This window comes from Meiothermus sp., assembly GCF_026004075.1.
Classification (GTDB): domain Bacteria; phylum Deinococcota; class Deinococci; order Deinococcales; family Thermaceae; genus Meiothermus.
The window spans coordinates 234519-260386 of sequence record NZ_BPIK01000002.1 but is presented as its reverse complement, the minus strand read 5'-3'; the positions used below and the strand labels follow the sequence as shown (position 1 = coordinate 260386).

Below are 25868 nucleotides of genomic sequence, written 5' to 3'. Positions count from 1 at the left end.
TCAAATCCTCCAAACTCTGTCGCTACCAGGGGAAGTCGCTTTTCTCATCTTCGGCCAAGACTTCTTCTGGCATGAAGTATTTCTTGTAGATGGCGATTAGCAAGGCCAGGATGAGCATCATTGAGGCAAACACCCCAGCCTGCAGGGTGGTGGCGTTGTAGTAGCCGATCTCGGGGTTGTTGGCAAACACCAGGGCGCGTACGAAGAAGCCCGAGAGCATCACCAGTAGAAGCGAGAGTACCACCCCAGCCACCATGGGCAGGCTGCTGGGTTCAGGTTCGTGTTTGCCGGGGTACAGCTCGGAGCCCTCGAGCCAGTTGCTCATGAGCCCGATAAAGCCATACACGAAGAGCACCACGGCAAAGGCCATCAGCCCGATGTTGCCCACCGTAAGGTGGGGCACCACCCCGGCCTCGTGCACCACCCGCATCTGGTTGTTGAGGTAGGCCATCAGGAACAAGGCCACCGAGAAGACCAGAGCGAAGTAGGGAACTACTGTGTCGTTGCGATACATCTTCCCTCCAGGGTTTAGCGGGCCGCCTTGAACTCGTCGGGCGTCACGCCGCCGAACTTGTTGCTCCAGCTATTCTTGATGTAGGTAGCCACCGCAGCCAGCTCCTCGTCGGAGAGCTGGGCAAAAGCGGGCATACCGCCCTTGCCTTTGAGCAGGATGTTGATGGTGTAGGCCTTATCGGCCACGTTCTTGCTGCCGTCCAGGGCCGGGAAGACCCCCGGCAGGCCCTTGCCGGTGGCCTGGTGGCAGCCGGCGCAGTTGGCGCTGTATACCTGCTCGCCTTTGGCTTTGAGGGCCTCGTCCACCGCCGCAACCGCCCCGCCATTATCGCCCCCGTGACCGCCGGCCTCGGCAGCGGCAGGGGGTTTGGCTACTTCCTCGAGGGTTTTGTTGGTCACACCGGTTGCGGCAAAGAAGAGCCAGATCCCGCCCAGAATAACAGCGGTAGCGATGGCTGCGCCCAGTCCCGGGAAGCGCTCACGGGTGGGTTTGACGTCAGGATCGGCCACCCGCAGGGTAACCTCCAGGGTGCCCGAGACCTCCTTGCCCTCCTCGAGGCCCTGCACCAGCACACCGGGGGTGTTGGCTACCTTGAAGGGGATCTCCTTCACTTCCCGGGCCCCGTTGGTGTAGTGGGTGACTACCCGCAATAGGTGTTCCCCGTCACTTAGCGAGCGGGTGTCGTAGGTCACTTTGAAGGGGGGTTGAGTGAGCACCTGCACGGGTTCGGCGCCGCCATCCAGATAGACTTCGATTCGCTCAATCGGCATTGCTTGATTCCTCCTGGCCAGGCCTCTTTAAAGAGGCCTGGGCACTGCTTTCAAGACTACCAGAAAATTAGGGGCCTGCGCCCCGGTGAGTCAATCATAAAAAATTATGTTGGGGCAAATGTCCCTAATAGGGATTGTAACAATTAAAGCTTGCACGCTGCCAGAATATAGCTTGGAATCAATTCAGAAACCATTACGTAGCAGGGCCACACTCCGGCGCACACCCTCCGCGCCGCCCGTGACCTCGAGGGCCGCGGTACCACCAAAATCCCCCAGCGACCCCCGCACCCAGGCCCAGTTCACCGCACCATCCCCGCAAGGCAGGTGTTCGTCCCGATCACCCCGGTTGTCGTGCAGGTGCAGGTGCAGCAAGCGGTGGGCTAGCAGGTGGTAGTACTCCTGGGGGCCACCGGGGCCCCGCTGAATCAGGGCGTGCCCCACATCCAGGCAGAAGCCATAGTGGGGATGAGCCTCCAGCAGCTTGGCCAGTTCGTCGGGGGTCTCGAGCAGATCGGCTTTGCTCAGGCCCAGGTTTTCCAGGGCTACCGGGATAGCCAGCTCCAGTTGCTCGAGTGCCTCCTGTACGAGCTGGTGGGCGTGGGCTACCGCCTCGGGTAGCCGCAGCGGAACCAGGCCAGTGTGTAGTACCCCACAAGCTGCGCCAATCTCGGCCCCAAAAGCAATGGCCCGCTGGGTGCGCTCGAGGGAGAGCCGCCGCACCTCCGGCACCAGCGAGACCAGGTTCCAGTCCACGAAGGGCAGGTGCACGGTAAAGCCCACCCCGGCGGCCCGACCCATTTCGGCTAGCTCCCGGGCCTTGGGCAGCCGGGGATCCATTTCGTGCTGGTCGAAGGCGATTTCCAGAAACAGGCCCAGCTCAGAGGCCAACTCGAGGGACTGTCGGTAGCTGAGGCCAGCGGTCAGAGGGCTAAAACCCAGTTTCATAAGAAAAACCGGGTGGATTATACCGCCTGGGCGTTGGGGGTATGGCGTTACATGGTCTGCGGGGCTGGCTTAACTCTGGAAAAGTGCAGGTTTTTCAGAACTCCTCATCCCACTCCACGATGGTCTCACTGGTCAACCCGGGGTGCGGCTTGGTGCTGGCTGCGGTGCCTACCACACCGCCCGCAGCGGTCTGGGCTATGGTGGAGCTTCGGCTGCGCTGTACTGGGGTGCGCTGGTTTTGCAGCAAGCCGAACTGGGCTGCGATGCCGCGCAGACCAATGGTGGCGAAGATGATCACCAGGAACACCGTCAGGCCCCAGAACAACTGGGCCACCAGGTTTTGCTGGATGGACAGGTTGGTGAGAATGCTCAGGAAGGGCAGCCGACCGTAGCGCGGGTCGGACAGAATGGAGCCGATGTAGGATAGGCCTTCCATCATGGCTGGCAGCAGCAGGAAGAAAAAGGCCAGGCCCAGGAAGCGCCAGTAGACGTTGCGCCCTCCAAAGGTAAGGGTGAGCAGGTAAAGCGGGAAAAAGGCCAGCAGTCCGGCCAGGATGAACAAGAAAGCCCGAGGGATACCCAGAATGGTTTGCAGCAACCAGACCTGTAGGTCATGAAAGGCCCCCAGGCTTCTACCTTCCAGGGCCAGGCTGTTTTCCAGCAGCTCCCCTGAAAGCACTGTGAAGTCGCTGGTGCGCAATCCCACCGCGTTTTCGGCTAGAGCAAAGACCTGGCCAGTACGCCGGGCCAGTTCGGGTCGCAGGGCTTCAATCAAGGGTGCGATGGCGATCTTGTAGCGGGTGCTAACCTGGGCCAGGGTGCGGCGAGCAAGGTCGGTCTGGCCGGTTTCGGCCTGAACCTGGGCTTCCATAAGGCGACCGCGCACCTCGAGCAGGGCCCGCTTCCAGTCGTCAATGCTGTAGATGCCGGCCCCCGTGAGGCTATCGGCCACCCGCTCGAGCTTGCGGTTGTCTTTTATCAAGAAGCGCAGGTCGCCCAGTAGTTGTTGATAGGCATCCGGGGTAGAGGCCACCTGAACAGGCCGTGTTGTAGAGGTCGGTCTGGGGGGTGGGGTGGTGAGTGGGCGGGTCTGCGCTATGGCCGCCTGGGCAGGAGCCGCTTCCTTGGGAGCGGGTGGGGTGCGGGGTGCTTCTAGGCGAACCCCCCCAGTGGCGGGGGGGTTTTGAGCGGCGGTGGTAGGAGTACTTCGCCGCTGGCTTTGCGGGCTCGAGGTCGCTTTCAGGAAGTTCTGGGCCTGGGCTACCAGAGCCTGCACATCGGTTTTGAAACCATTTAGATTGCCAGTGGAGAGCTTGCCGAGGGCATCTACAAATCCTTTGGCGCTAAGGCTGCGGGCGCGGGGTGAGTCTTGTACGATCAGGTAGAGGGCATAGGCTCGGGTGGCCTCGAGGTAGGCCTGCACGGCGCTGGTCTGGGCCTGGGCCCGCTGGAGGGCATTGAGAATGCCCTGGGCATAGGTGCGCTCGAACAATTGACGCACCCCATCCAGGTTATTTGCAGCGGCCAGGGTTTGTATCTGGGACTGCAGGCTGTTGGGCAGCCGACTGGCCGAAAGCACCTTGGGCAGCAGGCGATTGGCGTCGGCGCTGTTGCCCGCTGCGAGGGCGCTAAAGTAGTTGTCGTACAGGGCCTTGCCCAGGATGGCCTTGATGATCTGGATGCGGGCCTCGAGGTCGGCGTTGCTGCGGCGGGCCAAGGCCTGCCGGGCATCAGCCAGCGACTGCTGGATGCCCTCGCGCAGTACCGGGGCCAGCTCGCCTGCCCCTTTACGGAATGCATCCTCGGCTTTAGAAAGGAGCTCGAGGGCCCGCGCGGGGTTGCTATTTTGTAGCGTGCGTACCTGATCCAGCGTGGGCGCAAGTTGGTCGTACAAGCTAAGGGCCGGAGCGGCCCAGGCCAGGTTGAACAGCGCGATGATTGCGAACCAACCCTTCATGGTCATAACCTCCTATTGCTCGGCGCCCATCTGGAGGGCTTCAATTTTGCCCATTCGATATAACAGTTGCCCCAGATTGGCCTCATTGCGTGTGAGCACAGCCAGATAGCCTTGGCCTAACGGGCGCAGCACCAGCTGGGCTTCCCTGAACACAGTGTAAAACACCCGGTAGCGCCCTTTACGGTCAAGTAACCGATGCGCGATTGAGAGCAGGCCCACCAGGTTTTCTTTATGGGTTCCCAGACGGTATTCCTGTCCATAACCAGAATCCAGCACCACCGCCAGCGTCCCCTCGCGGCGGGCCATCTCCAGCACCAGGTTGTGGCGATCCTGCTCGCTTTGCAGATTTACGTACTCGGTGAGGTCGGTGGCCTCGATGGTGGGGGCCTGCGCCCGCTGAGAGCTTTGAGGCTGGGCCTTGAGCTGCTGCGCCAGCTGTTGTAGCTCGGGCAAAAGACCGCTCATCGGCAGGATTCCTTTAAGCTCCTGCTGCAACGGCCCCTCGATCAGCTCGGCCCAGCGCTGCGGCTCCAGTGCCTCGGGCGACTGCCCCCCCAGCGCCCGTTTGAGCAGGCTGCTGGCTGCCAGGGGCGAGACCACCTGGGACAGGGCCTCGATGATTTTTTGTGCGGTTCTGTCCAATTGTCCTCCCACGCTGGGTTCAGGCCGGAAAGCCCCAGCCTGGGAATGATTATAGTGAAGGGCTTGCCAAAAACCGGGTCATCTTGTACCATACCCGTTGCCTGCTCGAACAGGCTCCCTGTTGGGGCATCGTCTAACGGCAGGACTACGGATTCTGGCTCCGTCAATCGTGGTTCGAATCCACGTGCCCCAGCCAGATTTATCTCGAAGGGCTGCACCCCGACCTAGGTGCAGGGCAGTACCTCCGGGATAAACCCAACCCGGCCCCATCGACTAGCGGTTAGGTCACCGCCCTTTCAAGGCGGCGGCAGGGGTTCGAATCCCCTTGGGGTCACCAACAGCCCTCGGTTTGCACCGGGGGTTTTAGCTTTGTGAGAGCCCACCCATGAACCCGGTAACCAACGCCCAACGTTTGCGCCTGACCTGGGGCAGCGCCCTTGGGCTGTTCATGACCGGGGCCATTGGGGCGGCGGTGGGGGCGGCCATTCCCCAGTGGCAGGCCGGGTTTGGCGTGGGCCCCGAACTGGCCTGGTACTTCAACCTTTTTTTTGTGGGGGCCTTGCTGGGCATTTTTCTGGGCAGCCGCCTGCGCCGGCGCCACCCCTGGCTGGCCCTGGCCCTGCTGGTTGAGGGGCTGGGCCTGCTGTTAATGGCCCTGACCCCCCAGATGAGCGGGGTCTTTGGGGCGGCTTTGCTGCTGGGCCTGGGGGTGGCGGTGGTCAACTTCCACTGCAACGCCCTGCCCCTCGAGCTCTACCCCAAGGGCCAGTTGGCCGTGCTCTACCGCATCAACACGGCTTTTGGGGTAGGAGCGGTGCTGGCCCCCTTGCTGATGGTGGGGCTGGGCTGGCGCATGGGCTACGCGGTGCTGGCGCTGGTGGCCCTGGTGGCGGCGGGCCTGTTGTGGAAAGCCCCCGCGACGCGGGCACGTCCCCACTCCGAAGCAACCCATACACCTGCGGGCTTGCTGCCCTTTGTGCTGCTGGCGGCGGTCTCGTATGTGGCGGTGGAGCTGGTGGTCTCGAGCTTCTCCGGCCTCTACCTGCGCCACCTGGGCTACGACCCCCGCTGGGTGGGGGTGCTGCTCTCGCTGTACTGGGTGAGCCTGACCCTGGGCCGCTGGCTCCTGGCCGACTTCGTAGCCGCCAACCCCCTGGCCCGGCTGGTGGGGCTGCACCTGGCGGCGCTGCTGGTGGCGCTGTGCTACTTCGCGCCCCCTTTGGCCTGGGTTTTTCCGCTGGTAGGGTTCTGGGTGGCCCCCACCTTTCCCACCCTCTATGCCTTTACCGAGAGATACCTTGGCTACCGTGGGCTGGCTTTTCTGTTCTATGCGGCGGCGGTGGGCAGCAACCTGGTTCCGGCGGGATTTGCCCTGCTACCCAAGGCGGCGCTGGCCCCCGGTATGCTCTTGGTGGTGGCCTGGATGGCCGGCATGACCTACCTGCTCTGGAGGAAAAGTGAAGCTGAGGGCCCTGCTCTTCGACCTTGACGGCACCCTGGCCGACACCGACCGCCTGCACGAGCAGGCCTGGCTCGAGGGCCTAGCCCGCTACGGCATCCAGGGCGATCACCACTTCTACCAGACCCAGATCAGCGGCGGCCTCAACCCCGAGATTGTAGCGCGCCTCTTGCCCCAGCTTTCCCAGGCCCAGGGTGCGGCCTTCCTCGAGCAAAAAGAGGCCCGCTTCCGCGAGCTGGCCTCCGAGGTGCAACCCCTGCCCGGCCTAAAGGCGCTGTGGGACTGGGCCCAAAGCCAGGGTTTGCGCCAGGCTCTGGTGAGCAACGCCCCCAGGGAGAACGCCCACTACCTGCTAAAGCGGCTGGGGCTAATGTTCGACCCCATCGTCCTGTCCGAAGACCTGCCCGCCGGCAAGCCCGACCCGCTGCCCTACCAAACGGCCCTGCAGCACCTAAACCTCGCCCCCCAGGAGGCCCTGGCCTTCGAGGACTCCCCCTCCGGGGTGCGCTCGGCGGTGGGGGCCGGCATCCCCACCGTGGCCCTCACCACCGGCCACCCACCCGAGGCCCTGGCCCAGGCGGGGGCTTTTTTGTGCATCCCCGACTACACCGACCCGCGCCTGTGGGACTGGCTGCGGGCGCTGGGCTAAGCCCCCTACCGCCGATTTTTTCTCGACCTGGGGCCCCCGCGGGAAGCGCAAACAGGCGTGGCTTCCCGTGGGGTATCTAGTAGACCCAGGGAATCAGCTTTTTGACCCGCTGGCGGTAGGCGCTGTACTCGGGGAAGCGCTCTTGAAGCCAGGTTTCCTCGAGGCTGGCCTTGCGGTCGAGCCAGACAAACAGCAGCCCGCACAACAGAAGCGTCCAGAGGTTCAGGTGGGCCAGGCTGCTGCCCAGCGCCCACAGCAGCACCCCGCAGTAGATGGGATGCCGCACCACCCGGTAGAGCCCCTGCTGCACCAGGTAGCCCCCCGGCCTGGGTTTGGGCAGAGCAGTCAGGTTGCGGCCCAGTTGCCAGGCCGCCAGCAGCAGCACCCCCAGCCCCACCCAGGCCAGCCCCCGCCCCAGCCCCCCCAGCCAGGGCGGGCTAAAGGAAGGCGTAACCCACAAAGCCAGCACCAGCAGGCCCAGCAGGGCAAACTGCCCCACCACATACCCCTCGCCCCGCTCGCCCAGGCGCATGGCTTCAGGATACAGGGGTTGGGGTGCATTTGGGGCTTGTGAAGGCGGGAAAATGGGATAAAATCTGACTCCAAAGTAGCCGGAACCTATAAACCTAGGCCGAAAGACGAACCCTGGATACCTACCTGTACCAAGCTAGAAAAGGAGGGATATTTGAATGAAAGAAGCCTACATCAGGAAGCAGATAAACTTGCGGTATAGTTACTAGTTGTGCCACTTCCATCGGAGTTAAACGTCAATGAGTTATACACCTCGCTCACTTTTTAGGCTTCTTGAAGACATTGACGCTCATCGCATATTACTCCCGCACATTCAACGTCCTTTTGTGTGGGAGAGAGAACAAATGGGCAAGCTGTTCGACAGCCTAGAGCCTGCTAACTAGCTGTTCGTAAAAGCTCCACAGTTTTCGCTGTCATCAGAATCGAAAAAGCCAACCAGTGCCAACCTCGCAAGGTCTCAGCCAGCCGCTCATAGTCTCGCGCCAGCCTGCGAAACCGGGATGTCCAGGCAAACGAACGTTCCACCACCCAACGCTTCGGCAGCAGCACGAATCCTCGTTTGGCCCCTTCCACCTTGACCACACACAGGGCGATGCCTTCCGCCTCTGCCGCTTGTGCCGCTTCCTCCCCAGTGTAACCCTGATCCACAAAGGCCACTTCCACCTGCTCCCCCGTCACTTCCTGCACCTGTTGACTGAGGGCTCCCACCTGGGCCCGTTCCTGTTCACTGGCCGCCGTTACTACCAGGGCCAGCAGATGCCCCAGGGTATCTACCGCCAGGTGAACTTTGCTTCCCTTGCGTCGTTTGTACCCATCGTATCCGGCCCGCTCCCCACTTTGCGGGGTGGACTGTAGGGTGCGAGCATCGTAGATGGCAGCGCTGGGATGGGCGGCTTTGCCCTGGAGCATTCGCAGGGTCATGCGCAGGTCGTGTACCAGGTCTTCGAAGACCCCCCGGTTCATCCAGCGGTAGGCTTGCGCCTGAACGATATGGGGGGGTGGGAAGTCGTGGGGCAGGTAGTCCCACTGAGCACCGGTTCGAACCATCCAGCGCAGGGCGTTGAACACTTCGCGCAGGTCGTACTTGCGCTGGGGTGCTTCCAGCGGGGCGAGGGTCAAATAGGGCAGCACCAGAGCCCATTCCTCATCACGGACGTCCGATGGGTAAGCACGGCGGTTCATGCTCTAAACATAACTGCAGTGCCTGATTTGGGTAAGGTGGTTTGTAGATTCTAATGCGTGAATATCCAATACAGACTTTTCTGTTTTGGCGCACAAAAGAGGAAATACGCGCTCGACGCTTCATGCCAGTGATTGATTTCGACGCTGATTTGTCTACGCTTTACGACATGAATCGCTCTGCGGCGGGTATCGAAAAGGTTTTTGTACTTGATGGACAACAACGCCTACAAACGCTGCACGCGATTTTTCGTGGTGGAATACACGATGATTCAAACGCAATCGAAGAAGCATATTTCGACATCACGGCGGGTGATGTAGAAGTTGATAACGGCGACGTTTTACACAAGTTGATATTCAGTGCTCAGCCACTAGAGTTGCCGTTTTTCCGTGTCCGCGACCTAACAGAAAAGTATGCGAATGGCAATCCGCTGAACATTGCGGACGAGATAAACGATTTACTTGAAGACAAACTTCAGGAAGAAACCGAGAAGCGAAGGTTACGCGAGCGGCGTGTAAGGGCTAACCTGCAACAACTTCACTCAATCTTGAATCATGATAAGCATTTTTGGGTTGATGAACTGGACGGTGTTGCAAAACAATACCCATACCGCCGAATCCTTGAGATTTTCGTCCGCGTCAATTCGGGCGGGACAAAACTTACAGCCGGCGATTTGATGTTCGCGGCGATGAAAGAAGGCTGGGATGACATTGAAGAACGCGTTGAGCAAGTTGTAAACCTTCTTAACGGCGGGAAACTCGGTATTGACAGCGATTTTGTTCTTAAATGTCTCCTGCTCGCTCATGGTGAAGGTGCTGAAATACAGAAAGAGAAATTCTATGGCGCGCGTGGTGAAACGCTCATACAGCATATTGAGCAAACGTGGGATAGAGCTGAAAAAGCCTTTCAGCAGTTACGCGATTTTATCGTACACGATATACGCATGTTTTCTGACAAGCTGGTTCGTAGTTACAACGCCCTGATACCTGTTTTCGACTTCCTTTTTCACAACCCTCAACCGAATGAAGCGAATCGCTTACTTATGGCGGCTTATTATCACAAAGCGCAACTGTTCAACTGGTATAGAAGTTCCACCGACTCAATTTTGAACACCTTGCATTCTGTCGTAGGCAAGGATAATGGTGGTGCTTTTCCCTTGAGCGAGATAAAGAAATACTTTGGTATGTCTCACGGCTATTCTGTGGAATTGCAGGAGTCGCACTTGTCGGAGAACCGTCTGCGGGCAATAATTTTGAACATTGTCTATTGTGACCGTTGGGGCAACTCGCCATTTGATGTGGCATATAAAGGCAACGAGCCGCACATAGACCACATCTACCCGCAATACATGCTCAGAAATCGTTTAGGATATGGAAGCACAGAGATAAACGACATAGGCAACTTGCGTTTTGTAGGCGCAACAGACAACATTCGCAAGCGAGCCGAACTTCCCGAATCGTATTTCAATCGCCTAAAACAACAAGGCATCCCGATTGATAAACACTTGCTTGTTTCTGAATATGCCGACAATCCGCTATTACTGAAATTCGATGCAGTTACCTTTGATGCATTTCGGCAGAAACGAAGGGAAGAAATATGGAAATCGGCAAAGCGAGTCGTAGACCCTGAGATTCTGGAGCAGGGTAACCCCAGTTGATCAAAAGGGGCGGCATAACAACGGGTTGCAGGCGACGCCGCTCTGCTTCGCTACGTGCCGCGCTTGAACCTCACTGTTGTGCTGAACTGCGAAGAAGCATTGCATTAGCACAGTGAGGGAAATTACCCCTGCCCTCGAGTCCACTCCACTCCAGCCAGAGTGCCCTAGGCTCAGGTAAAGATGGGCAAAGGTTGCAATCCCAGTTCAGTTGCGCCGCAGCACCTCGGCATCGGCGGGCCGTTTGCGCAGGGTCTGGGGGGTTAGGTTGGCCCGGCGGAAGTTGGTGAGATTAAGGTCGGCCAGCACCTTGTTGCTGCTGTCGCGCAGGGTGATGGAGAGGGGGCGGGGGTCGGACTTGAGCACCAGAATTTCCATGCTGGCAAAGCCCAGCGAGGCGTCCTTGGGGGCGCCGCCAATGCGCCAGGCCGGGCCGGCGGGGGTGTTTTGCTCGCCCAGAAGCCGCAGCGTGACCCGCTGGGTAAGCTCCTCGAAGTCGCCGAGGTCGGTCAGGTTGAAGCCCAGGCCTTCGATGCGGGCTTTGGCGCGGGGCTGGATGATGAGCTGGTTGGTCAGGAACAGGTAGTTCCAGACTTCCTTATCCGAGATCACCACAAAGTTGCCCTCGAGGGCGGCGGGTTTTTTGAACTCGACCCGGGCGAGCTGCTCCTTGCCCGGAATCACCTGGAGCCGGAACTCGGCCTCCTGGGTGCTGCCGTCGGGTAGCTGCACCTTGCCCGTGACGGTGGCCTCCCAGGGCGAACGTTCCATGTTGGCCTGCACCTGGCGGGTAATTTCGGCGATGCTCTGGGCCGTAGCCAGCCCAAGGGATAGGAAGGCGATTGCCAGTAGTTTTTTCATTCACTGCCTCCAAAACTGAGCCGGTAGCGCAACCACAGCGAAAAACTGCCCTCGTAGCTTGCATCGGCGCGGAAGCCGTAGGCCTCCACCCCCAGGGTAGCAGCCCAGGGGTAGGCCACGGTTAGGCGCAGCTTAAGATTGTTGAGCTGCTCCTCGTCTAAAGGCGCGGTTAGGGCCGCTTCCAGCCGGTTGAGCTGCCCGGCCCGCAGGGTGGCCTCGAGCAGCGTCCCGGCCTCGTCCAGCTCACCCCGCCAGCCCAAGAGGCCGTACAGGCGCGAATCGTCCACCCCCAGCCCAAAGGTGTAGGTCTGTTCCTGTCGCAGGGCATAGCTCAGCTCCCCCGAACCGCTGGCGATACCCGCCAGGCTGTTTTTGAAGCCCAGTTGCAGGCCCAGGGTCTGCCGGGGCTCGAGGCGGTAGCGCCCGCCCAGCCCCAGCTTCAGCCCGCCTTCGGCCTCGTCGCCCACCCACAGGCTCGAGCGCGGGGTGTTGCTGTACAGGGCCTCCAGGCTGGCGGCCACCGGGCCCAGGACGGCGCTGGCCCCGGCCTGCAAGCCCCAGCCGGCAAAGCCCAGGCTAAAGCCTGCGCCGTAGCTCAGCCGGCCCAGGGCGCTTAGCTCAAGCGCGCCGTTCAACCCCAGGCCCAGCGCATCGCGCTGCAGCCGTGCGCGTAGCTCCAGCTCGCCCAGCGGGAGGGTGGCCTCGAGGGTGGGGGTCAGGTGGTCGGGTGAGAGGCGGCCAAAAAGCCCGAAGGTGAGGGACTGCCCAAGGCCGAGGGTCGAAAGCTGTAGACCCACCGCCGCCAGGGCGAGTTGCAGGAGACGTCGGTATGGGTGAAATCCTTTCATGAGCGTTCTTTTCCTCACGGTCAGAAAGAGCAGGCTAACGATACCATCCAGCGCCCCTCAGGCCGCCAGCCGTTTGCCAAAGCGCAGGCTGGCCAGACCCAGCACGGCCACGCTGAAAATGACGAGCGCCACCAGGTCTACCCAGAGGGTCTCGAGGCCCGCGCCCCGGAGCATTACCCCCCGCGTGCCATCAATCAGATAGCGGGCCGGGATCACCGCCGCCAACCACCTAAAGAAAAGGGGCATCCCGTCCACTGGAAATACGAACCCCGAAAGAAAAATGGTGGGCAGGATGTAGGCAAAAGTACCAAACACGGCCTGAATCTGGGTGCGGGCCAGGGTGGAAATCAGCACCCCCACCCCCAGCGAGCCCAGCACAAAGAGCACGATGAGCCCAAACAGCAGCAGCAGGCTCCCACGCACCGGCACGCCAAACACCCAGTGCCCGATCGAGAGCACCACCAGGCTCACCAGGGTGGCAATCACAAAATAGGGCAGCACCTTGCCCAGCACCACCTCGTAGGGTTTGATGGGGCTGGCAATCAGGGCCTCCATGGTGCGGCCCTCGTTTTCGCGCACGATCGAAAGCGCGGTCAGGAGCACCGTAAAAATGGTCATAATCAGGCCGATGATGCCCGGGATGGTAAACCAGGCGGTTTTGTTGTCGGGGTTGTAGAGGGTGTGCAGGGTGGGGGTGAGGGGCGGGGTGGTGGCGGTTCCGGCCAGCACCTTGCCCGCCAGCAGGCGGCTGTTGACGTCTCCCAGCACCTTGCGCAGGGCGGCCTGGGCCTGGAAGGCAAAGTTGGGGTCGGCGCCATCCACAAACACCTCGAGCTGCACAGCTTTATCCTGCCGCACGGTCTGCAGGGCGCCCGAAGGAATTACCAGGCCGACCCGGGCCCGGTTTTTCTGGATGGCCTGCGGAACCTCCGCTGGGTTTTGTGCGATGTAGGTGAGGGTAAAGCGGTTTTCCTTTTGCAGCTCTTGCAGCAGGTACTGGCTGATGCGGTCTTGCGAACCATCGTAGACGGCCAGGCGGATGCCCGAGAGGGTGAAGTTGATGGCGTAGCCGAACAACAGGGTCATGACGATGGGCAGCCCCACAATAAGCCGGGACAGCACGTGGTCGCGGCGGATCTGGGTGAACTCCTTTTGCGCCAGGGCGGCGATGCGGTTCATGCGGCACCCCCGTGGTGACGGGTCAGGATGATGAAGACGTCCTCGAGGTTGGGGTATACGGTCTGGAGGGGCAGGCTGAGGGAGGCCTGTTGCTCCAGAATCAGCCGCACCCCGCGCCCGCTGGGCCAGGCATCCAGCACCCCCGGCAGGGCCCGGATGTGCTCGAGGGGAAGGTCGGTCTCGCAGTAAGCCACCCTGGCTTGCTGCAGCGCGAGCTGCTCGAGCTCGTGGGGGGTGCCCTGGGCCACCACCTGGCCGCCATACAGCAGGGCCAGCCGGTGACAGCGCTCGGCCTCGTCCATGTAGTGGGTGGTAACCAGTACGACCGCGCCTCGAGCGGCTTCCTGGTGAATCAGATCCCAGATGGTGCGGCGCGAAACCGGGTCGAGGCCGGTGGTGGGCTCGTCCAAAAACACCACCTTGGGCCCATGCACCACCGCCTGGGCCAGGGCCAGCCGCTGCCGCCAGCCCCCCGAGAGGGCCCCGGCAAGCTGGTGGGCAAAGTCCTGCAGGCCAAACCGCCGCAAAGTTGCTTCAACGGCTGGGGGCACTGCGCGAGCTTCCAGGTAGAGCCGGGCGCGGAACTCCAGGTTTTCGCGCACCGTGAGGTCGCGGTAGACGCTGGCCTCCTGGGTAGCGTAGCCGATGGCGGCCTTGACCTGGTCGGGGTAACGGCCCACATTTAGCCCGGCCACCTGGGCCTGGCCCGCGCTGGGCAGCAAGACTCCGCTCAGGATACGAATCAGGGTGGTTTTGCCCGAACCGTTGGGCCCTAGCAGGCCAAACACCTCGCCGGGGTGAACCTCCAGGCTCACCTTGTTCAGGGCTACCAGATGGCCGAACCGCCTCGAGACCTGCTCAACGCTGACCATAGCGCCTTCCCTCCAGAAAACCCCGCACGTGGGCTTGCAAGTCGAATGGAGGTTGAATCCCCATCGCGCCCAGAAGCAGTACCCTGGCAAAGAGCGGCCCCAGCAGCGCGACGGCTACCTGGGAAGGGGATTCATCGGAACGTAGCAAGCCCTGTTTTTGCAGCTCAGCAAAATACTCAAAAACTGCCGACATGGCCTTGCGCAAGCCCAAGGGCCCTGTTTCACCGCGCAACTCGGGGTGGCGGGCCAGCTCGGGCAGGAGCCGAACCAGAAGCCCCTGGTTGGCCTCGAGCATTCGCATATAGTTCTGGGCCAGGTGCAGCAGGCTGTTTTCGAGCGAAGACCAGGCCACCTCCTTGTGGGATGAGCCGGGCAAAACCTGCTCTACCGGCGGGCGGAGCTTTTGCACCGCCGCTTGCAGCAGGGCTTTCTTGCTTCCAAACTGCCTGAACAGCGTAACCTCGGAGACCCCGGCCCTGGCCGCGATTTCGCGGGTGGTGGAGCCTTTGTAGCCTCTTTCGGCCAGGAGCTCCAATCCCGCACGCATGAGGGCTGCGCGGGTGGAGTCGGCTTCATCGAAGCTTGAAAGTAAGTACATACTTACATCTATACTAACCCTGAGGCGCTGTCTGTACAACACCTGCCCCACGCGCCTGGGCCATAAACCTTTGCCGCTTTTGCGAGAGGATGTCAGAATAGGTGCGCTATGGCGAACCTCAAGAATCTACCCGTTGGGAAAAAAGCCCCTGAAATTGTCCACATGGTGATTGAAGTGCCGCGCGGCTCTTCCAACAAGTACGAGTACGACCCCGACCTCGAGGCCATCAAGCTCGACCGGGTGCTGCCCACGGCCCAGTTCTACCCCGGCGACTACGGCTTCATTCCCTCCACCCTGGCCGAGGACGGCGACCCCCTGGATGGTATCATCCTCTCCACCTACCCCCTTTTGCCGGGTGTGGTGGTGGATGTGCGGATTGTGGGTATGGTGGACATGCAGGATGAGAAGGGCGGCGATGCCAAAATCATCGGGGTGGTGGCCGAAGACCCCCGCTGGGATCACATCCAGGACTTGAACGACGTACCCACCGCCTACAAACAGGAGATCCAGAACTTCTTTGAGACCTACAAGGCCCTGGAGGCCCACAAAGGCAAGTGGGTCAAGGTGGCGGGCTGGAAAGACAGGGCCGGGGCAGTGGCTGAGGTCAAGGCCTGTATCGAGCGCTTCAAAGAGGCGAAAAACCGCTAAAAAATTGTATTGCTTGCATATTGCCAACGAGCGCAAGAGCCGCTTGCAGTAGCTTGACCGTTCGGGGGCACATGTGGTTATGTAGAACGAGTTACTTTATGGCCTTGCAAGAGCGAATCGAGTCGTTGCTAAAAGCGCTGGAAGTGCCCGACCTTGCGGTTGAGGTGCCCTCAGTTTCCGATGAAGATGGTTTTCTCGAGGCCCTCGAGGCGGCCATTACGAGCTTTATTGAAGACGGTGACGACGATCAAAGCCCTCTAAGTCTGATTGAAGCCGACCCCTCGGCCTACGATCTCCCTGATGAACCGGAGCCCGAAGAGCTGCAAAATGCTGTGCGTGACTTCATGAATGCGGGTGACTCCCAGCTCACCCTGATCACGCCCGAAAGCCCCATCCAGCCCGATGGCGGCGAAAACCCCAGCAAGTACTGGGTGTTCTTGCTGCAGATGCCCTCGCTCTCTGAGCACCGCTGGTGGGCCATTGTGGACAAAAACGGCCGCCACGAGACCTACAACTACGGGGTCATCTAGGTACCCTACCACTGATTTTCCTCATTCTGAGGCCCCCGCGGGAAGTGCAAATAGGTGCTCGAGCAGAAAAATTCGGTTTGCTGCGAGGGGCCAAGAGGCGAAGCTTCCCGTGGGGCGCTTAGCCGCCAATCCCCACCATCACCCGCTCGCGCAGGGTGGGTAGGGTGTTGCCAAAGGCCGGTTTGCGGTCGGTAGCCAGCAGGATGGCGTCTACCAGGGCCTCGACAGGGTTCTCGGCCTCGAAGGCCCAGGCGATGTCCATCTCCAGGTCGGTCAGCAAACAGGGTCGGATTTTTTTGTCGGAGGTTAGGCGCAGGCGGGAGCACTTGGAGCAAAAAGGCTCGGTAACCGGGTTGATAAAGCCCACCGTACCCACCGCGCCGGGGATGCGGTAAACCCGCGCGGGGGCGGTGGGGTCGTTATCTACGCGCTCGAGGGGGCCAAAGTGGGCCTCGATTTTGGCGCGGGTCTCGGCCCCGCTGATAAAGCGCGCGTGGTAGAGCTCGGGGTTGGAGTTGTCGAGATGCATATACTCCAGGAAGCGCACCTCGAGGGGCTTTTCCAGCGAGAGCGAGGCCAGCGGAATTACCTCCTGTTCGTTCATGCCCCGGATCATCACCGCGTTGATTTTGACCGGGTGCATGCCCAGCTCCCAGGCGGTTTCGATGGCCTCCCAGACCTTCTCGACCTGCCCGCCCCGGGTCATGGTTCGGAAGACCTCGGGGGTCACCGCGTCCATCGAGAGGTTGATGCGTTTGAGCCCCGCGCTCAAAAGCTCCTTGGCCTTCCGCTTAAACAAAAGGCCGTTGGTGGTGATGGCGATATCGGGGATGCCCAGCTCGCTGGCCACCGCGATCATCTGGGGAAGTTCTTTGCGCACCAGGGGTTCGCCGCCGGTAAAACGCACCGACTCCAGACCTAGTAGCTGCATGGCCCTCAGGAAGTGGCGGGTGTCTTCAACCGAGATGGTGCCGGGGGGCTCCGACTGTTCCCAGCCCAGCGGATGGCAGTACAGGCAGTGCAGGTTGCAGCGCGGTGTGACCGAAAGCCGTAGATCCTTGATGATGCGCCCGTATTGGTCAATGAGTTTCACTTTGGCTACCCCGTGTTGCACATTCTAACAACACGCCTAGCCTATGGCGCAAGGCGGGTTACAAATATCCCTGCCACATTCCCTCGAGCCCTATCGCACTAAACTGAAACCATGAAGACGGTGGTGCTGTTCGATGGCGTCTGCAACCTCTGCCACCGTACTGTGCAGTTTATCCTTCGCCACGACAGGGCCCGGCGCTTTGTGTTTGCCTCGCAGCAGTCCGAAGCCGGACAGCGGCTGCTCCGCCAGCACGGCATTCCTACCGCTGCGGCCCTGGCCGACAGCGTGGTGGTTGTTGAGGAGGGGCGGGTCTGGCTGGAGTCGGATGCCGCCCTGCACATCCTCTACCGGCTGGGGGGGGTGTGGCGCGTGGTGGCTGTGCTGCGGTTCTTGCCTAAGCGATGGCGGGACTGGATTTACCGGCTGGTTGCCAAAAACCGCTACCGCCTTTTTGGGCGGCTCGAGCGCTGTATGGTGCCGACCCCGGAACTAAAGGAGCGCTTTCTGGATGCTTCCTGACACTGGTTTGCTGGTTTTGGGGATGAACGTGCGAAGAAGTCCCTAGGCGGCACGGTCTATTCCCTAAACGCATTGCTCCCACCAACCTGGGGCCCCATGGGGAAGCATCCCGTCTAAATGCAACACGGGCCATTTTGGGTTTAGGCTAAGGTATGCCGGATTTCAAGCGCTTTGGAATGGCCCTGGGCGGTGGAGGAGCCCGGGGGTATGCCCATATTGGCGTGATGCGGGTGCTGGAGCGCGAAGGGTTCCGCCCCAGCGTGATCGCCGGAACCAGCATGGGCAGCATCATGGCGGCGGTTTTTGCCGCTGGCCACTCTGCCGACGAGGTAGAGCGGATTTTGTCCCAGGTGTCCTTCTGGCGCTTTCTGGACCTGAACCCTCTGAGCGATATGCTCAACTTCAGCGAGCTGGTGCGTTTTTTGGAGCCCTATGTGCCCCGCCAGATGGAAGATTTTCCCATTCCCCTGGGCATCACCGCCACCGACCTGATTACCGGAACCGAGGTGTATTTTCGCCAGGGCGATGTGTTTCAGGCCATTCGGGCCTCGATCGCCTACCCCGGGGTTATCAACCCCATCTGGGTGGGTGAGCAACTGCTGGCCGACGGCGGCATTCTGAACCAGATTCCGGTAGACCTGGTGCGCTTTTTGGGGGCCGAGCGGGTGATTGCGGTGGATGTGACCCCGCTGGAGGTGCTGCGCGAGCACCCGCAGAAGAAAACCTGGTGGCAGCAGATTTTCCGCCGGGGCATTGACGCCAACCCCATCCAGAACGTGTATCGTTCGGTGGAGATTATGCAGATCCGGCTGGCCGAGGTAAAGCTGGCGGTCTCGCGCCCCGACCTGGTGCTGCGGCCCAAGCTCGAGGGTATCGGGCTTTTTAGCTTCCAGCAGCTCGAGCAGGCCATCCAGGACGGCGAGGCAGCTGCCGAAGGGAAGCTCGAGGAAATCCGCGAACTGCTGGTTATGGAGTCGGGCTGATACGCATTTCGGTAGTATCGTTCACTTCGGCAAGCCTAAACGATACTACCGAAATGCTTTTCTACTCCCTTCGGTCGGCTTGAATCCTTCACCTCTGACTTCGTCCAACGGTGAAGGATTCAAGCGGAAACGGTATGAGCTCTTTCAGGCTGCGCACACCTTCTCGCTCCATTCTTTGCAGCAGCCCCCTGCACAGCTTTTTCACCATCAGGGGCCCCTCGTAGACCAGGCCGGTATATATCTGCACCAGGGTAGCCCCGTTCTCCAGCCGTTCCCACACGTCCTCCGGGCTGAAAATACCCCCCACCGAGACGATGGGCAGGCGGCCTTGTAGCCGCGCGTGCAGGTATCGGAGCACCTCGAGCGAGCGCGCCCGCAAGGGCCTGCCCGAGAGGCCGCCGGCTTCGTCTATGGGGGTTTGCAGGCCGGTGCGGGCGGTGGTGGTGTTGGTGGCGATCAGGCCCGCGAGCCGGTAATCTTCCACCAGGCCCAAAATCTCGTCAATCTGCTCCCAGGTGAGGTCGGGGGCAATTTTGAGCAACAGGGGCTTCCGGCCCTGCACAAAACCGGTAAGCGCGGCCAGCAGCTCTTCCAACCGCTCTTTGTCCTGTAAGGCCCGGAGCCCCGGCGTGTTGGGGGAGCTTACGTTGATGACAAAGTAGTCGCCATAGGGCCAGAGCCGGGAGAGGCTTTGCAAATAGTCCTGTGGGGCTTCCTCCAGGGGGGTGACCCTGGACTTGCCCAGGTTGATGCCCAGCGGCACCGGGGGTCGGCCAAAGGTTTGTTGTAAGCGTTCTAGCCTTTGAGCGATGGCCTCGGCCCCCTCGTTGTTGAAGCCCATGCGGTTGATTAGCGCCTGATCCTGGGGCAGCCGAAACAGGCGGGGCCTGGGGTTGCCCGGCTGGGGCAGGGCTGTAACCGAGCCAATCTCCACGTGCCCGAAGCCCAGGGCGGCCCAGGTTCGCACGGCTACCGCGTTTTTGTCGAAACCCGCGGCCAGGCCGATGGGGTTGGGAAAGCGCAGGCCAAACGCCGCGACCTCGAGGCGCGGGTCGGACAAGCCAAAAAACCGCTGGAGGAGCTGTAGACTGGGCCCCCGCTGCCCCAGCCAGGCCAACAAGCACATGACCTGTTCATGAATGGTCTCGGGGTCTTGGCGGAACAGCCAGGGTTTGAGCAGTTCGTACACCGGAAAAGGATAGCAGGGCGCAGGGAGGGGGGAGAAGGGTTTCTAGCGGTACTGGGCCAGCAGGTGCTTGGCGATGATCACCTTCAACACCTCGCTGGTGCCTTCCCCGATGCGGGTCAGGCGGGCGTCGCGCCAGTAGCGCTCGACCGGGTACTCCTTGATGTAGCCGTAGCCGCCCAGGATCTGGATGGCCTCGTCGCAGGCCTGCACCGCTACCTCCGAGGCGAAGAGCTTGGCCTGGGCTGCGGCCGGGCCGAAAGGCTTACCGGCGTCCCGCAGTTCGGCGGCCTTCAGGTACAAGAGCCGGGCGGCTTCTAGCTGCGTAGCCATATCGGCCAGCTTGTGCGAGACCGCCTGGAACTCGGCGATGGGCTTGCCAAACTGTTCGCGCTCGAGGGCATATTTGGCGGCAAACTCCAGAGCAGCCCGCCCCAGCCCCACCGCCATGGCGGCAATGCCGATGCGCCCGCCTTCGAGCACCTTCATCACATCGTAGAAGCCCTTGCCCCGCTCACCCAGCAGGGCCTCTTTGGGCAAGGTAATATCCTCAAAGATTATCTGCGCGGTGTCCGAAGCGTTGAGCCCTAGCTTCCGCTCCTTGCGCCCAATCCGCAGGCCCGGAATGGGGGCCTCAAATACCAGTGCTGAGAGCCCCAGGTGCTTCTTTTCCTCGCTGGGGGCGGCGTCGGTGCGGGCGTTGATTACATACACCCCAGCCACCGACCCCTGGGTGATGAACTGCTTGGAGCCGTTAAGTACCCAGCCCGAGCTGGTTTCTTCGGCTTTGGTGCGCATAGCTGCTGCGTCCGAGCCGCTGCCCGGTTCGGTGAGCCCCCAGGCCCCCAGCGCCTCGGCGGAGGCCAGCCGGGGCAGGAATTGCTGCTTTTGCTGCTCGTTGCCGGCAATCAGGATATGGCCGGTGCACAGGCTGTTGTGCGAGGCCACGGTAAGCGCCAGCGAACCGTCTACTGCTGCAATTTCTTCGATAATGCGAGCAAAAATACGCGTCGAGAGCCCCGCCCCGCCATACTGCTCGGGTACCTGAGCCCCCATTACGCCCATCTCGCCGAGCTTCTTCACAATTTCAAACGGAAAGGCGCCGGTCTCGTCGCGCTCGGCGGCGGTAGGGGCCACCTCAGCCTGCAAAAAATCCCGCAAAGCACCAATAATCTGGCGTTCCTCGCTATCGAGCTCAAACCATAACTCCTTGGGGCGGTTGGCGATCATTTTGGTTCCTCCGTGTCCTAAATATATCACTTTTACTTGCTGGTGTTGTAAATGCGTTACATGTTTTGAGACACGACTGCTTCCTTCAGTGCTAGTAAAAACTTCGCTTTGTGAAGAAGTGGGCTCGAGGTGATATAGTAAAGTATCGTGAATCCCCAACAGCTTTAGTACGCCTGAGCTATGGGATTGCGTGTCGTTTTGGAGGAACGCCTGAATGGAGCTTAAAGCCGGTGCAATTGTAGAGGGTCGCGTCACGCGAATCATGGATTTTGGGGCTTTTATCGAGTTTCCCAGCGGGGAATCGGGTCTGGTGCACATCTCGCAGGTGGCCCACGAGTTCGTCAAGAACATCCGCGATCACCTGAATGAAGGGGATGTGGTCTCGGTCTTGGTGTTGGGTCGCGACGAGAAAGGCCGCCTCGACCTTTCTATCAAAGAACTTACCCCCGCCCCCGTGGAGCCCCCCCGACCCAAGCGCTTGCCCCGCCAGGCTCCCGAGTTCGAGAACAAGCTCAAAAGCTTTTTGCGCGGCTCAGGTGGTTTTGGTGGCGGTGGAGGCAAAAAGTCCAGCGGTGGAAAGGGTGGGCGCAAGCGCCGATAGATTTTTTGCCCGTCTCGCCCATCGAAAAGAAACTGCCCAAGGTTAGCCGCTCCAGAGAAATTCTAAGGAGCGGCGCTTTGCTGGGGTTGTTTGGAAGAGCTGGCATGAACGCCAGGCGCAACATTCGACTCAAAAGTTGCTTGCAGTAGGGAGTTTTTTCCTGGATGAGCGCCTCAAAAACAAGAGGTTGCGAGGCTCTCTTTATTCCTGAGCGTCATCCCAGCTCATGCCCATAATGCTGTAGCCTGCGTCCACGTATACGGTCTGGCCGGTGGTGCCGCTTGATAGGGGAGAGAGCAGATACAAACCCAGGTTACCCACTTCCTCGTGGGTAATCATGCGGCCCAGGGGGGCTGTGGCGTTGTATTTGGCTACCATCTTGCGAAAGCCGGGAATGCTCATGGCGGCTACGGTACGAATAGCCCCGGCGCTGATGGCGTTGACCCGAATGTTTTTCTTGCCCAACTCGTAGGCTAGGTAACGCACGCTGGCTTCCAGGGCGGCCTTGGCAATGCCCATCACGTTGTATTTGGGTACCACCTTTTCGGAGGCGTAGTAGGTCAGGGTGACCAGGCTACCCCCGTCCCGTAGCAGTGGCTCGGCTTCGCGGGCTACGGCGACCAGTGAATACGCCGAGACCTGCAGGGCGGTGTTCCAGTCGGCGGCGGTGGTGTCAATGAACCGTCCTTCCATGGCGGCGCGGGGGGCAAAGGCGATGGAGTGCACCAGATAATCTAGGCCGCCCCAGGCTTGACCCAGGTCGGCAAACATAGCCTTGAGTGCGGCTTCGTCGGTGACATCTACCTGGTACAGGCGCTGATTTGGACGGCCCGCCGTGAGTTTCTCGAGCTTTTCCCGGAGCCGCTCGCCTTGGTAGCTAAAAGCCACTTCGGCCCCGGCGGCATACAGTTTTTCGGCGATAGCCCAGCCCAGGCTGTGCTCGTTGGTCACGCCCATCACCAGGGCTTTTTTGCCGGACAAGTCAATCGGAACCATAACCCCCGTATCTTATACCACCTCAAGAAGAACGGTTTTAAAGGATTTCTGGGCGTACCTGCAAAAAAGTATGATGGGGCGTTTTCAATATTTTCAAACCAACAACTACCCAAAAGCCGTATCTGGTTTATTTCGCGCTACCACGATTGAAAATTTGTTGTATAACTGGCCCAACGTATGCTGGATACTGTTAGTTTAGCTACCCTGGGTCTGCTGCACGACCTCGGCAAGCTCTATCAGCGGGCCCACTGGGGTCATCCGCCGGAAGAGCTTTCGGACTGGAGCCACCCGGCCTACACCGCATGGGTCATTGGGAGGCACCGCGGGCTTTTTGAGCGGGCGGGCCTCGAGCCCTTCTGGCTGGCCCGGACCGCAGCCCGCCACCACGAGGGCTGGCGCGACAAGCCCCAGTACCAGCCCCAGACCCCCGAAGAGTGGTGCGTGGCCCTGGCCGATACCTACGCCTCGAGGGAGCGCTTGAACGCGCAATCGCTAGAAAGAGCACTTTTTGCGCCTCGCTTCGGTCAGCCAGCGGAGACAGGGTTGGTGCGGGCGATGGCTTTGGGGAGATGAGTGCTATGGGATATCTTTTGCAAATCGCCTTTGGCCCGGTGCAGGATTTCATCGCCAGTGCCCGCCGTACCCGCGATCTATACGCGGGCAGTAGGCTGCTAAGTGAGGCGGCCGGAAAGGCAGCAGAACACTTGGCGGACAAGGTGGGATATCAAAACCTTATTTTCCCGGCACCCAACGATCTCAATCACTTTGAGCAATTACGCAAGTCCGGCATTCCTAATGTGGTGCTGATCCAAGTAGATCAGGTCGAAAGTTGTGCAGAGTTGGCGAAGGAAGCCATTGCTTCAGCCCGTTCTTACATTCAGGGTCGTGCTAGAGAAATACTTCAGGAGCACGAAGCTCATACTGACATGCCTACGAGCCTAAAGCAGATAGAGGATCTGCTCGAGGTCTACTGGGCCTGTGTACCGTTGGAGGGCGGCTATGCCAAAGCCCGCGATCGGCTGGCTGCGGCCATGGCCGCTCGCAAGAATACCCGTGATTTTGGGCCGGTGACCTGGGCTGCGAACGTGCCCAAAAGCTCGCTGGATGGTGTGCGGGAGAGCGTTATTCACCAGTCTGGGTCAGACTGGCGCATGGCTAACGGGGTACGTCCGGGTGAGGAACTGAGCGGGGTAGATCTACTGAAGCGGCTATGGCCGGAGCGTAGCTTTCTCAGCACCTCGCACCTGGCTGCTCTGCCCTACTTGGAGGGGCTTGAAAGGCGGGGACAAACAGAATCGCTTCACTTTTACCTCGAGCGCCTCGCCAGCCAGGTAGGTGAACCGGCCCGTGTGGATTGGGCCCATCCGGTAGTACGTGATACCTTGCTCGCCCATTACGATCCCCGTCTGTTGTTTGAAGGTCGGCTTGGGGAGTTCTTTGAACAACCGGGCTCAGCTTGGGAACAGGCCAAAACAATCCTTGGCGAGATGTACCGATACCTGGGCCGCCCCGAACCGTACTATGTTCTATTGCACGCCGATGGCGACCGGATGGGCGAGGCCATTGACCATCAGAGCCAGCGCGGTTGGCAAGCCCACCGAAATCTATCCAACAAATTGGCGCTGAACTTTGCCGCCAGGGTGCAAGGCATTGTAGAGCAGCACAAGGGCTGCCTGGTGTATGCCGGGGGTGACGATGTGCTGGCCCTGCTGCCTCTGCACACTGCCCTGCGCTGTGCCAAAGCCTTGGCCCAGGCATTCCGGGATGCCATGAGGGGGTTTGGGAAAGTACAAGACCCCACACTCTCGGTGGGTCTGGCTATTGTGCACCACCTCGAGCCCTTGCAAGATGCCCTCGAGCTGGTTCGCCGGGTCGAAAAGTTTGCCAAAGAGGGGCCCTCCAAAACCCCTCCAGACAAAAAACGCAATGCCCTGGCGGTAGCCTACAGCCCCCGGAGTGGCAGCGAGCGGATGGTACGGGGCCGTTGGGACGAAGAGACCCCTTTGGGGCGACGGCTGTATCGCTATGCCGACCTTTTGCGGATGGACTCAATACCGACCAAGGCTGCCTATGAACTCAAGCACCTGTTAAGAGAGCTCGGTGGGGTGAGCGGCATGGAGGAGGCGTTGGTGCTCGAGGCCAGGCGCATCCTGGGGCGCAAGGAGATGCAAAAAGCCTACCGTGAAGAACTGGGCAAACTGTTGGGCACGCCTGAGGACGTGGCTCGCTTGGCCGATGAACTGATCGTTGCCAAGGTGTTGGCTAGAGCCTACGAACAAGCCGCTATTCCCAAAGAATCTCTGGAGGTGCTCGATGCTCATTGAACCCCGCGACCCCTTGATTGTTCGAGACGGCCGTCCCTTTACCAGTAGCCCTGGGGCTCGAGCCCGTAGCTTACCCTTCCCTATGCCCCAAACCCTGGCCGGAGCCGTTCGTACCCGCATTGGTCTGAGCCAGGGATGGCGCTTTCCCGAGGACGCAGCAAGGGCGCGGCAGATCGGGATTCGGGGGCCGCTTCTGGCTGAGCAGCTTGGAGGAGGCTGGCAGCTGATGGCCCCTGCCCCCGCCGATGCGGTGTTGTTGAGCGGAGGCGAGAGGCCCAACCTGCATCGCCTGTTGCCGCTCGATCTAGGTCAGGGCGTCCAGACCAACCTACCCGAAGGCCTTTGTCCGGTGGGGATCGCGCGCCCAAATAGCAAAAGCAAGCCCCTGGCCATGCCGCGTTTCTGGCCTTGGGTTGCTTTTGAGCGCTGGCTACAAGAACCACCCTTGCAGGGGGAGGTTATTCGGGAATCCCTGGGACACGACGGGCCGGTAGGCGAGGTGCGTACCCATCTCAAGCTCGACCCAAATACCCAGACCGCGGAAGAAGGGTATCTGTTCCAGACCTCAGGCCTCGAGTTTGTCCGAAAGATCGAGAAAAATGTGCGCCGCCTGGCCTTGGCCCTCTGGGTTGAGGGTGCTCCAAGCGGCATCTTTCCCCTGGGTGGCGAACGCCGTCTGGCCCTTTGGCAGGAGCAGACCGTGGCCCAGCCCGAGCCTCCCCAAGGGCTGCTCGAGCACCTCAAACAACACCGCGCGGCTCGGGTAATCTTCCTAACCCCAGCCACTTTTGCCGAGGGTTACCTACCTCGAGGGCGCAGTGTGCAAGGAGCCATAATCGAAGCGGTAGCCCTGGGGCGCGCTACGGTGGTCTCGGGCTGGGACTTAGAGCAGAACAGGGCCAAACCCAGCCGACGGCTGGTGCCGGCGGGCAGTGTTTATTTTGTGCGTTTCCCAGATTGGAGCGAAGCTCAGATTGAAAACTGGCTCAAGGAGGTCTGGATGCAGAACCTGAGCGATGAGGCACAGGATCGCTTAGACGGGTACGGCCTGGCTGTGGTGGGGAGCTGGACGGGAAAGCTGGAGACTCTGGAGGTTTAA

Annotated in this window: 26 protein-coding genes, 2 tRNA genes and 1 pseudogene; 13 read left to right on the top strand and 16 right to left on the bottom strand. The window is 60.6% G+C overall.

Annotation, left to right across the window (positions count from 1 at the left end; all coding sequences use genetic code 11):
- Positions 1-22 precede the first annotated feature (22 nt).
- From Q0X18_RS13645 to Q0X18_RS13625, 5 genes are all read right to left on the bottom strand, one after another.
- A complete protein-coding gene (locus Q0X18_RS13645) occupies positions 23-514 on the bottom strand; it encodes a cytochrome C (RefSeq protein ID WP_297563416.1) in 492 nt (163 codons plus the stop codon).
- Between the two features lie 14 nt (positions 515-528).
- Positions 529-1284, bottom strand: coding sequence for a cytochrome c (locus Q0X18_RS13640; RefSeq protein ID WP_297563415.1), 756 nt, complete (start codon positions 1282-1284; stop codon positions 529-531).
- A 183-nt stretch (positions 1285-1467) separates the two neighbouring features.
- Positions 1468-2229 carry a sugar phosphate isomerase/epimerase gene (locus tag Q0X18_RS13635; protein WP_297563413.1) on the bottom strand — a complete coding sequence of 254 codons (762 nt, stop codon included), beginning with the start codon at positions 2227-2229 and terminating at the stop codon, positions 1468-1470.
- Between the two features lie 94 nt (positions 2230-2323).
- Positions 2324-4186 carry a hypothetical protein gene (locus tag Q0X18_RS13630; protein ID WP_297563412.1) on the bottom strand — a complete coding sequence of 621 codons (1863 nt, stop codon included), beginning with the start codon at positions 4184-4186 and terminating at the stop codon, positions 2324-2326.
- A 12-nt stretch (positions 4187-4198) separates the two neighbouring features.
- Positions 4199-4828: a hypothetical protein gene (locus Q0X18_RS13625; RefSeq protein ID WP_297563411.1), complete on the bottom strand. Its 630-nt coding sequence runs from the start codon at positions 4826-4828 to the stop codon at positions 4199-4201.
- Between the two features lie 122 nt (positions 4829-4950).
- Here Q0X18_RS13625 and Q0X18_RS13620 point away from each other — a divergent pair.
- From Q0X18_RS13620 to Q0X18_RS13605, 4 genes are all read left to right on the top strand, one after another.
- Positions 4951-5024 (top strand) — tRNA-Gln (locus Q0X18_RS13620).
- 66 nt (positions 5025-5090) lie between these two features.
- Positions 5091-5165: transfer RNA gene (locus Q0X18_RS13615), tRNA-Glu, on the top strand.
- A gap of 48 nt (positions 5166-5213) precedes the next feature.
- Entirely contained in the window at positions 5214-6317 is a 1104-nt protein-coding gene (locus tag Q0X18_RS13610; protein WP_297563410.1) for a sugar MFS transporter, read from the top strand.
- Positions 6286-6936, top strand: coding sequence for an HAD family phosphatase (locus Q0X18_RS13605; RefSeq protein ID WP_119361591.1), 651 nt, complete (start codon positions 6286-6288; stop codon positions 6934-6936). Before Q0X18_RS13610 ends, Q0X18_RS13605 begins: the two co-directional genes overlap by 32 nt.
- A 76-nt stretch (positions 6937-7012) precedes the next feature.
- On the opposite strand, the gene Q0X18_RS13600 is transcribed toward Q0X18_RS13605, so the two are convergent.
- Both Q0X18_RS13600 and Q0X18_RS13595 read right to left on the bottom strand, forming a co-directional pair.
- Positions 7013-7468, bottom strand: a complete 456-nt coding sequence (locus tag Q0X18_RS13600; protein WP_297563409.1) for an isoprenylcysteine carboxylmethyltransferase family protein — start codon at positions 7466-7468, stop codon at positions 7013-7015.
- Positions 7469-7842: 374 nt separating this feature from the next.
- Positions 7843-8649 (bottom strand): IS5 family transposase, encoded by an 807-nt coding sequence (locus Q0X18_RS13595; RefSeq protein WP_119342530.1) that lies wholly within the window; start codon positions 8647-8649, stop codon positions 7843-7845.
- 53 nt (positions 8650-8702) lie between these two features.
- Here Q0X18_RS13595 and Q0X18_RS13590 point away from each other — a divergent pair, with 53 nt between their 5' ends.
- Positions 8703-10304 (top strand): DUF262 domain-containing protein, encoded by a 1602-nt coding sequence (locus tag Q0X18_RS13590; protein WP_297563407.1) that lies wholly within the window; start codon positions 8703-8705, stop codon positions 10302-10304.
- Between the two features lie 204 nt (positions 10305-10508).
- On the opposite strand, the gene Q0X18_RS13585 is transcribed toward Q0X18_RS13590, so the two are convergent.
- Genes Q0X18_RS13585 through Q0X18_RS13565 form a run of 5 tightly spaced genes read right to left on the bottom strand, consistent with a single transcriptional unit; the run spans position 10509 to position 14659 of the window.
- A complete protein-coding gene (locus Q0X18_RS13585; RefSeq protein ID WP_119361596.1) occupies positions 10509-11162 on the bottom strand; it encodes an outer membrane lipoprotein carrier protein LolA in 654 nt (217 codons plus the stop codon).
- Entirely contained in the window at positions 11159-12010 is an 852-nt protein-coding gene (locus Q0X18_RS13580) for a hypothetical protein (protein ID WP_297563405.1), read from the bottom strand. Before Q0X18_RS13580 ends, Q0X18_RS13585 begins: the two co-directional genes overlap by 4 nt.
- Positions 12011-12067: 57 nt before the next feature.
- The gene (locus Q0X18_RS13575; RefSeq protein ID WP_297563403.1) at positions 12068-13189 is read right to left on the bottom strand and encodes an ABC transporter permease; all 1122 of its coding nucleotides are present in this window, start codon (positions 13187-13189) and stop codon (positions 12068-12070) included.
- Positions 13186-14061: a heme ABC exporter ATP-binding protein CcmA gene (gene ccmA, locus Q0X18_RS13570; protein WP_297563402.1), complete on the bottom strand. Its 876-nt coding sequence runs from the start codon at positions 14059-14061 to the stop codon at positions 13186-13188. The genes Q0X18_RS13575 and ccmA overlap by 4 nt, the downstream gene beginning before the upstream one ends.
- A complete protein-coding gene (locus Q0X18_RS13565) occupies positions 14048-14659 on the bottom strand; it encodes a TetR/AcrR family transcriptional regulator (RefSeq protein ID WP_297563401.1) in 612 nt (203 codons plus the stop codon). The genes ccmA and Q0X18_RS13565 overlap by 14 nt, the downstream gene beginning before the upstream one ends.
- A gap of 108 nt (positions 14660-14767) precedes the next feature.
- Between Q0X18_RS13565 and Q0X18_RS13560 the strand changes: the two genes are divergently transcribed.
- Complete coding sequence (locus Q0X18_RS13560) at positions 14768-15307, top strand: inorganic diphosphatase (RefSeq protein ID WP_297563400.1); 540 nt, start codon at positions 14768-14770, stop codon at positions 15305-15307.
- Between the two features lie 98 nt (positions 15308-15405).
- Complete coding sequence (locus Q0X18_RS13555; RefSeq protein ID WP_297563399.1) at positions 15406-15837, top strand: hypothetical protein; 432 nt, start codon at positions 15406-15408, stop codon at positions 15835-15837.
- Between the two features lie 118 nt (positions 15838-15955).
- Here Q0X18_RS13555 and moaA read toward each other — a convergent pair whose 3' ends face one another.
- Positions 15956-16930 (bottom strand): GTP 3',8-cyclase MoaA, encoded by a 975-nt coding sequence (gene moaA, locus Q0X18_RS13550; RefSeq protein WP_297563397.1) that lies wholly within the window; start codon positions 16928-16930, stop codon positions 15956-15958.
- Between the two features lie 111 nt (positions 16931-17041).
- On the opposite strand from moaA, the gene Q0X18_RS13545 reads away from it, so the two are divergent.
- Both Q0X18_RS13545 and Q0X18_RS13540 read left to right on the top strand, forming a co-directional pair.
- On the top strand, positions 17042-17449 hold the full coding sequence (locus Q0X18_RS13545) for a thiol-disulfide oxidoreductase DCC family protein (RefSeq protein WP_297563396.1): 408 nt from the start codon (positions 17042-17044) through the stop codon (positions 17447-17449).
- Between the two features lie 152 nt (positions 17450-17601).
- The gene (locus Q0X18_RS13540) at positions 17602-18432 is read left to right on the top strand and encodes a patatin-like phospholipase family protein (RefSeq protein ID WP_297563394.1); all 831 of its coding nucleotides are present in this window, start codon (positions 17602-17604) and stop codon (positions 18430-18432) included.
- A gap of 88 nt (positions 18433-18520) precedes the next feature.
- On the opposite strand, the gene Q0X18_RS13535 is transcribed toward Q0X18_RS13540, so the two are convergent.
- Both Q0X18_RS13535 and Q0X18_RS13530 read right to left on the bottom strand, forming a co-directional pair.
- The gene (locus Q0X18_RS13535) at positions 18521-19621 is read right to left on the bottom strand and encodes a quinone-dependent dihydroorotate dehydrogenase (protein ID WP_297563393.1); all 1101 of its coding nucleotides are present in this window, start codon (positions 19619-19621) and stop codon (positions 18521-18523) included.
- Between the two features lie 42 nt (positions 19622-19663).
- Positions 19664-20848 (bottom strand): acyl-CoA dehydrogenase family protein, encoded by a 1185-nt coding sequence (locus Q0X18_RS13530; RefSeq protein WP_297563392.1) that lies wholly within the window; start codon positions 20846-20848, stop codon positions 19664-19666.
- A 214-nt stretch (positions 20849-21062) separates the two neighbouring features.
- On the opposite strand from Q0X18_RS13530, the gene Q0X18_RS13525 reads away from it, so the two are divergent.
- Positions 21063-21449, top strand: a complete 387-nt coding sequence (locus Q0X18_RS13525; RefSeq protein ID WP_297563391.1) for a S1 RNA-binding domain-containing protein — start codon at positions 21063-21065, stop codon at positions 21447-21449.
- A gap of 201 nt (positions 21450-21650) precedes the next feature.
- Here Q0X18_RS13525 and Q0X18_RS13520 read toward each other — a convergent pair whose 3' ends face one another.
- Positions 21651-22445 (bottom strand): enoyl-ACP reductase, encoded by a 795-nt coding sequence (locus tag Q0X18_RS13520; RefSeq protein ID WP_297563389.1) that lies wholly within the window; start codon positions 22443-22445, stop codon positions 21651-21653.
- Between the two features lie 177 nt (positions 22446-22622).
- On the opposite strand from Q0X18_RS13520, the pseudogene Q0X18_RS13515 reads away from it, so the two are divergent.
- The 3 genes and pseudogenes from Q0X18_RS13515 to Q0X18_RS13505 all read left to right on the top strand — a co-directional run.
- Positions 22623-22922: pseudogene (locus Q0X18_RS13515) on the top strand (HD domain-containing protein); the annotation flags it as partial.
- 92 nt (positions 22923-23014) lie between these two features.
- Positions 23015-24769, top strand: a complete 1755-nt coding sequence (cas10, locus tag Q0X18_RS13510) for a type III-B CRISPR-associated protein Cas10/Cmr2 (protein ID WP_308446054.1) — start codon at positions 23015-23017, stop codon at positions 24767-24769.
- A complete protein-coding gene (locus tag Q0X18_RS13505; protein ID WP_297563386.1) occupies positions 24759-25868 on the top strand; it encodes a type III-B CRISPR module-associated protein Cmr3 in 1110 nt (369 codons plus the stop codon). The genes cas10 and Q0X18_RS13505 overlap by 11 nt, the downstream gene beginning before the upstream one ends.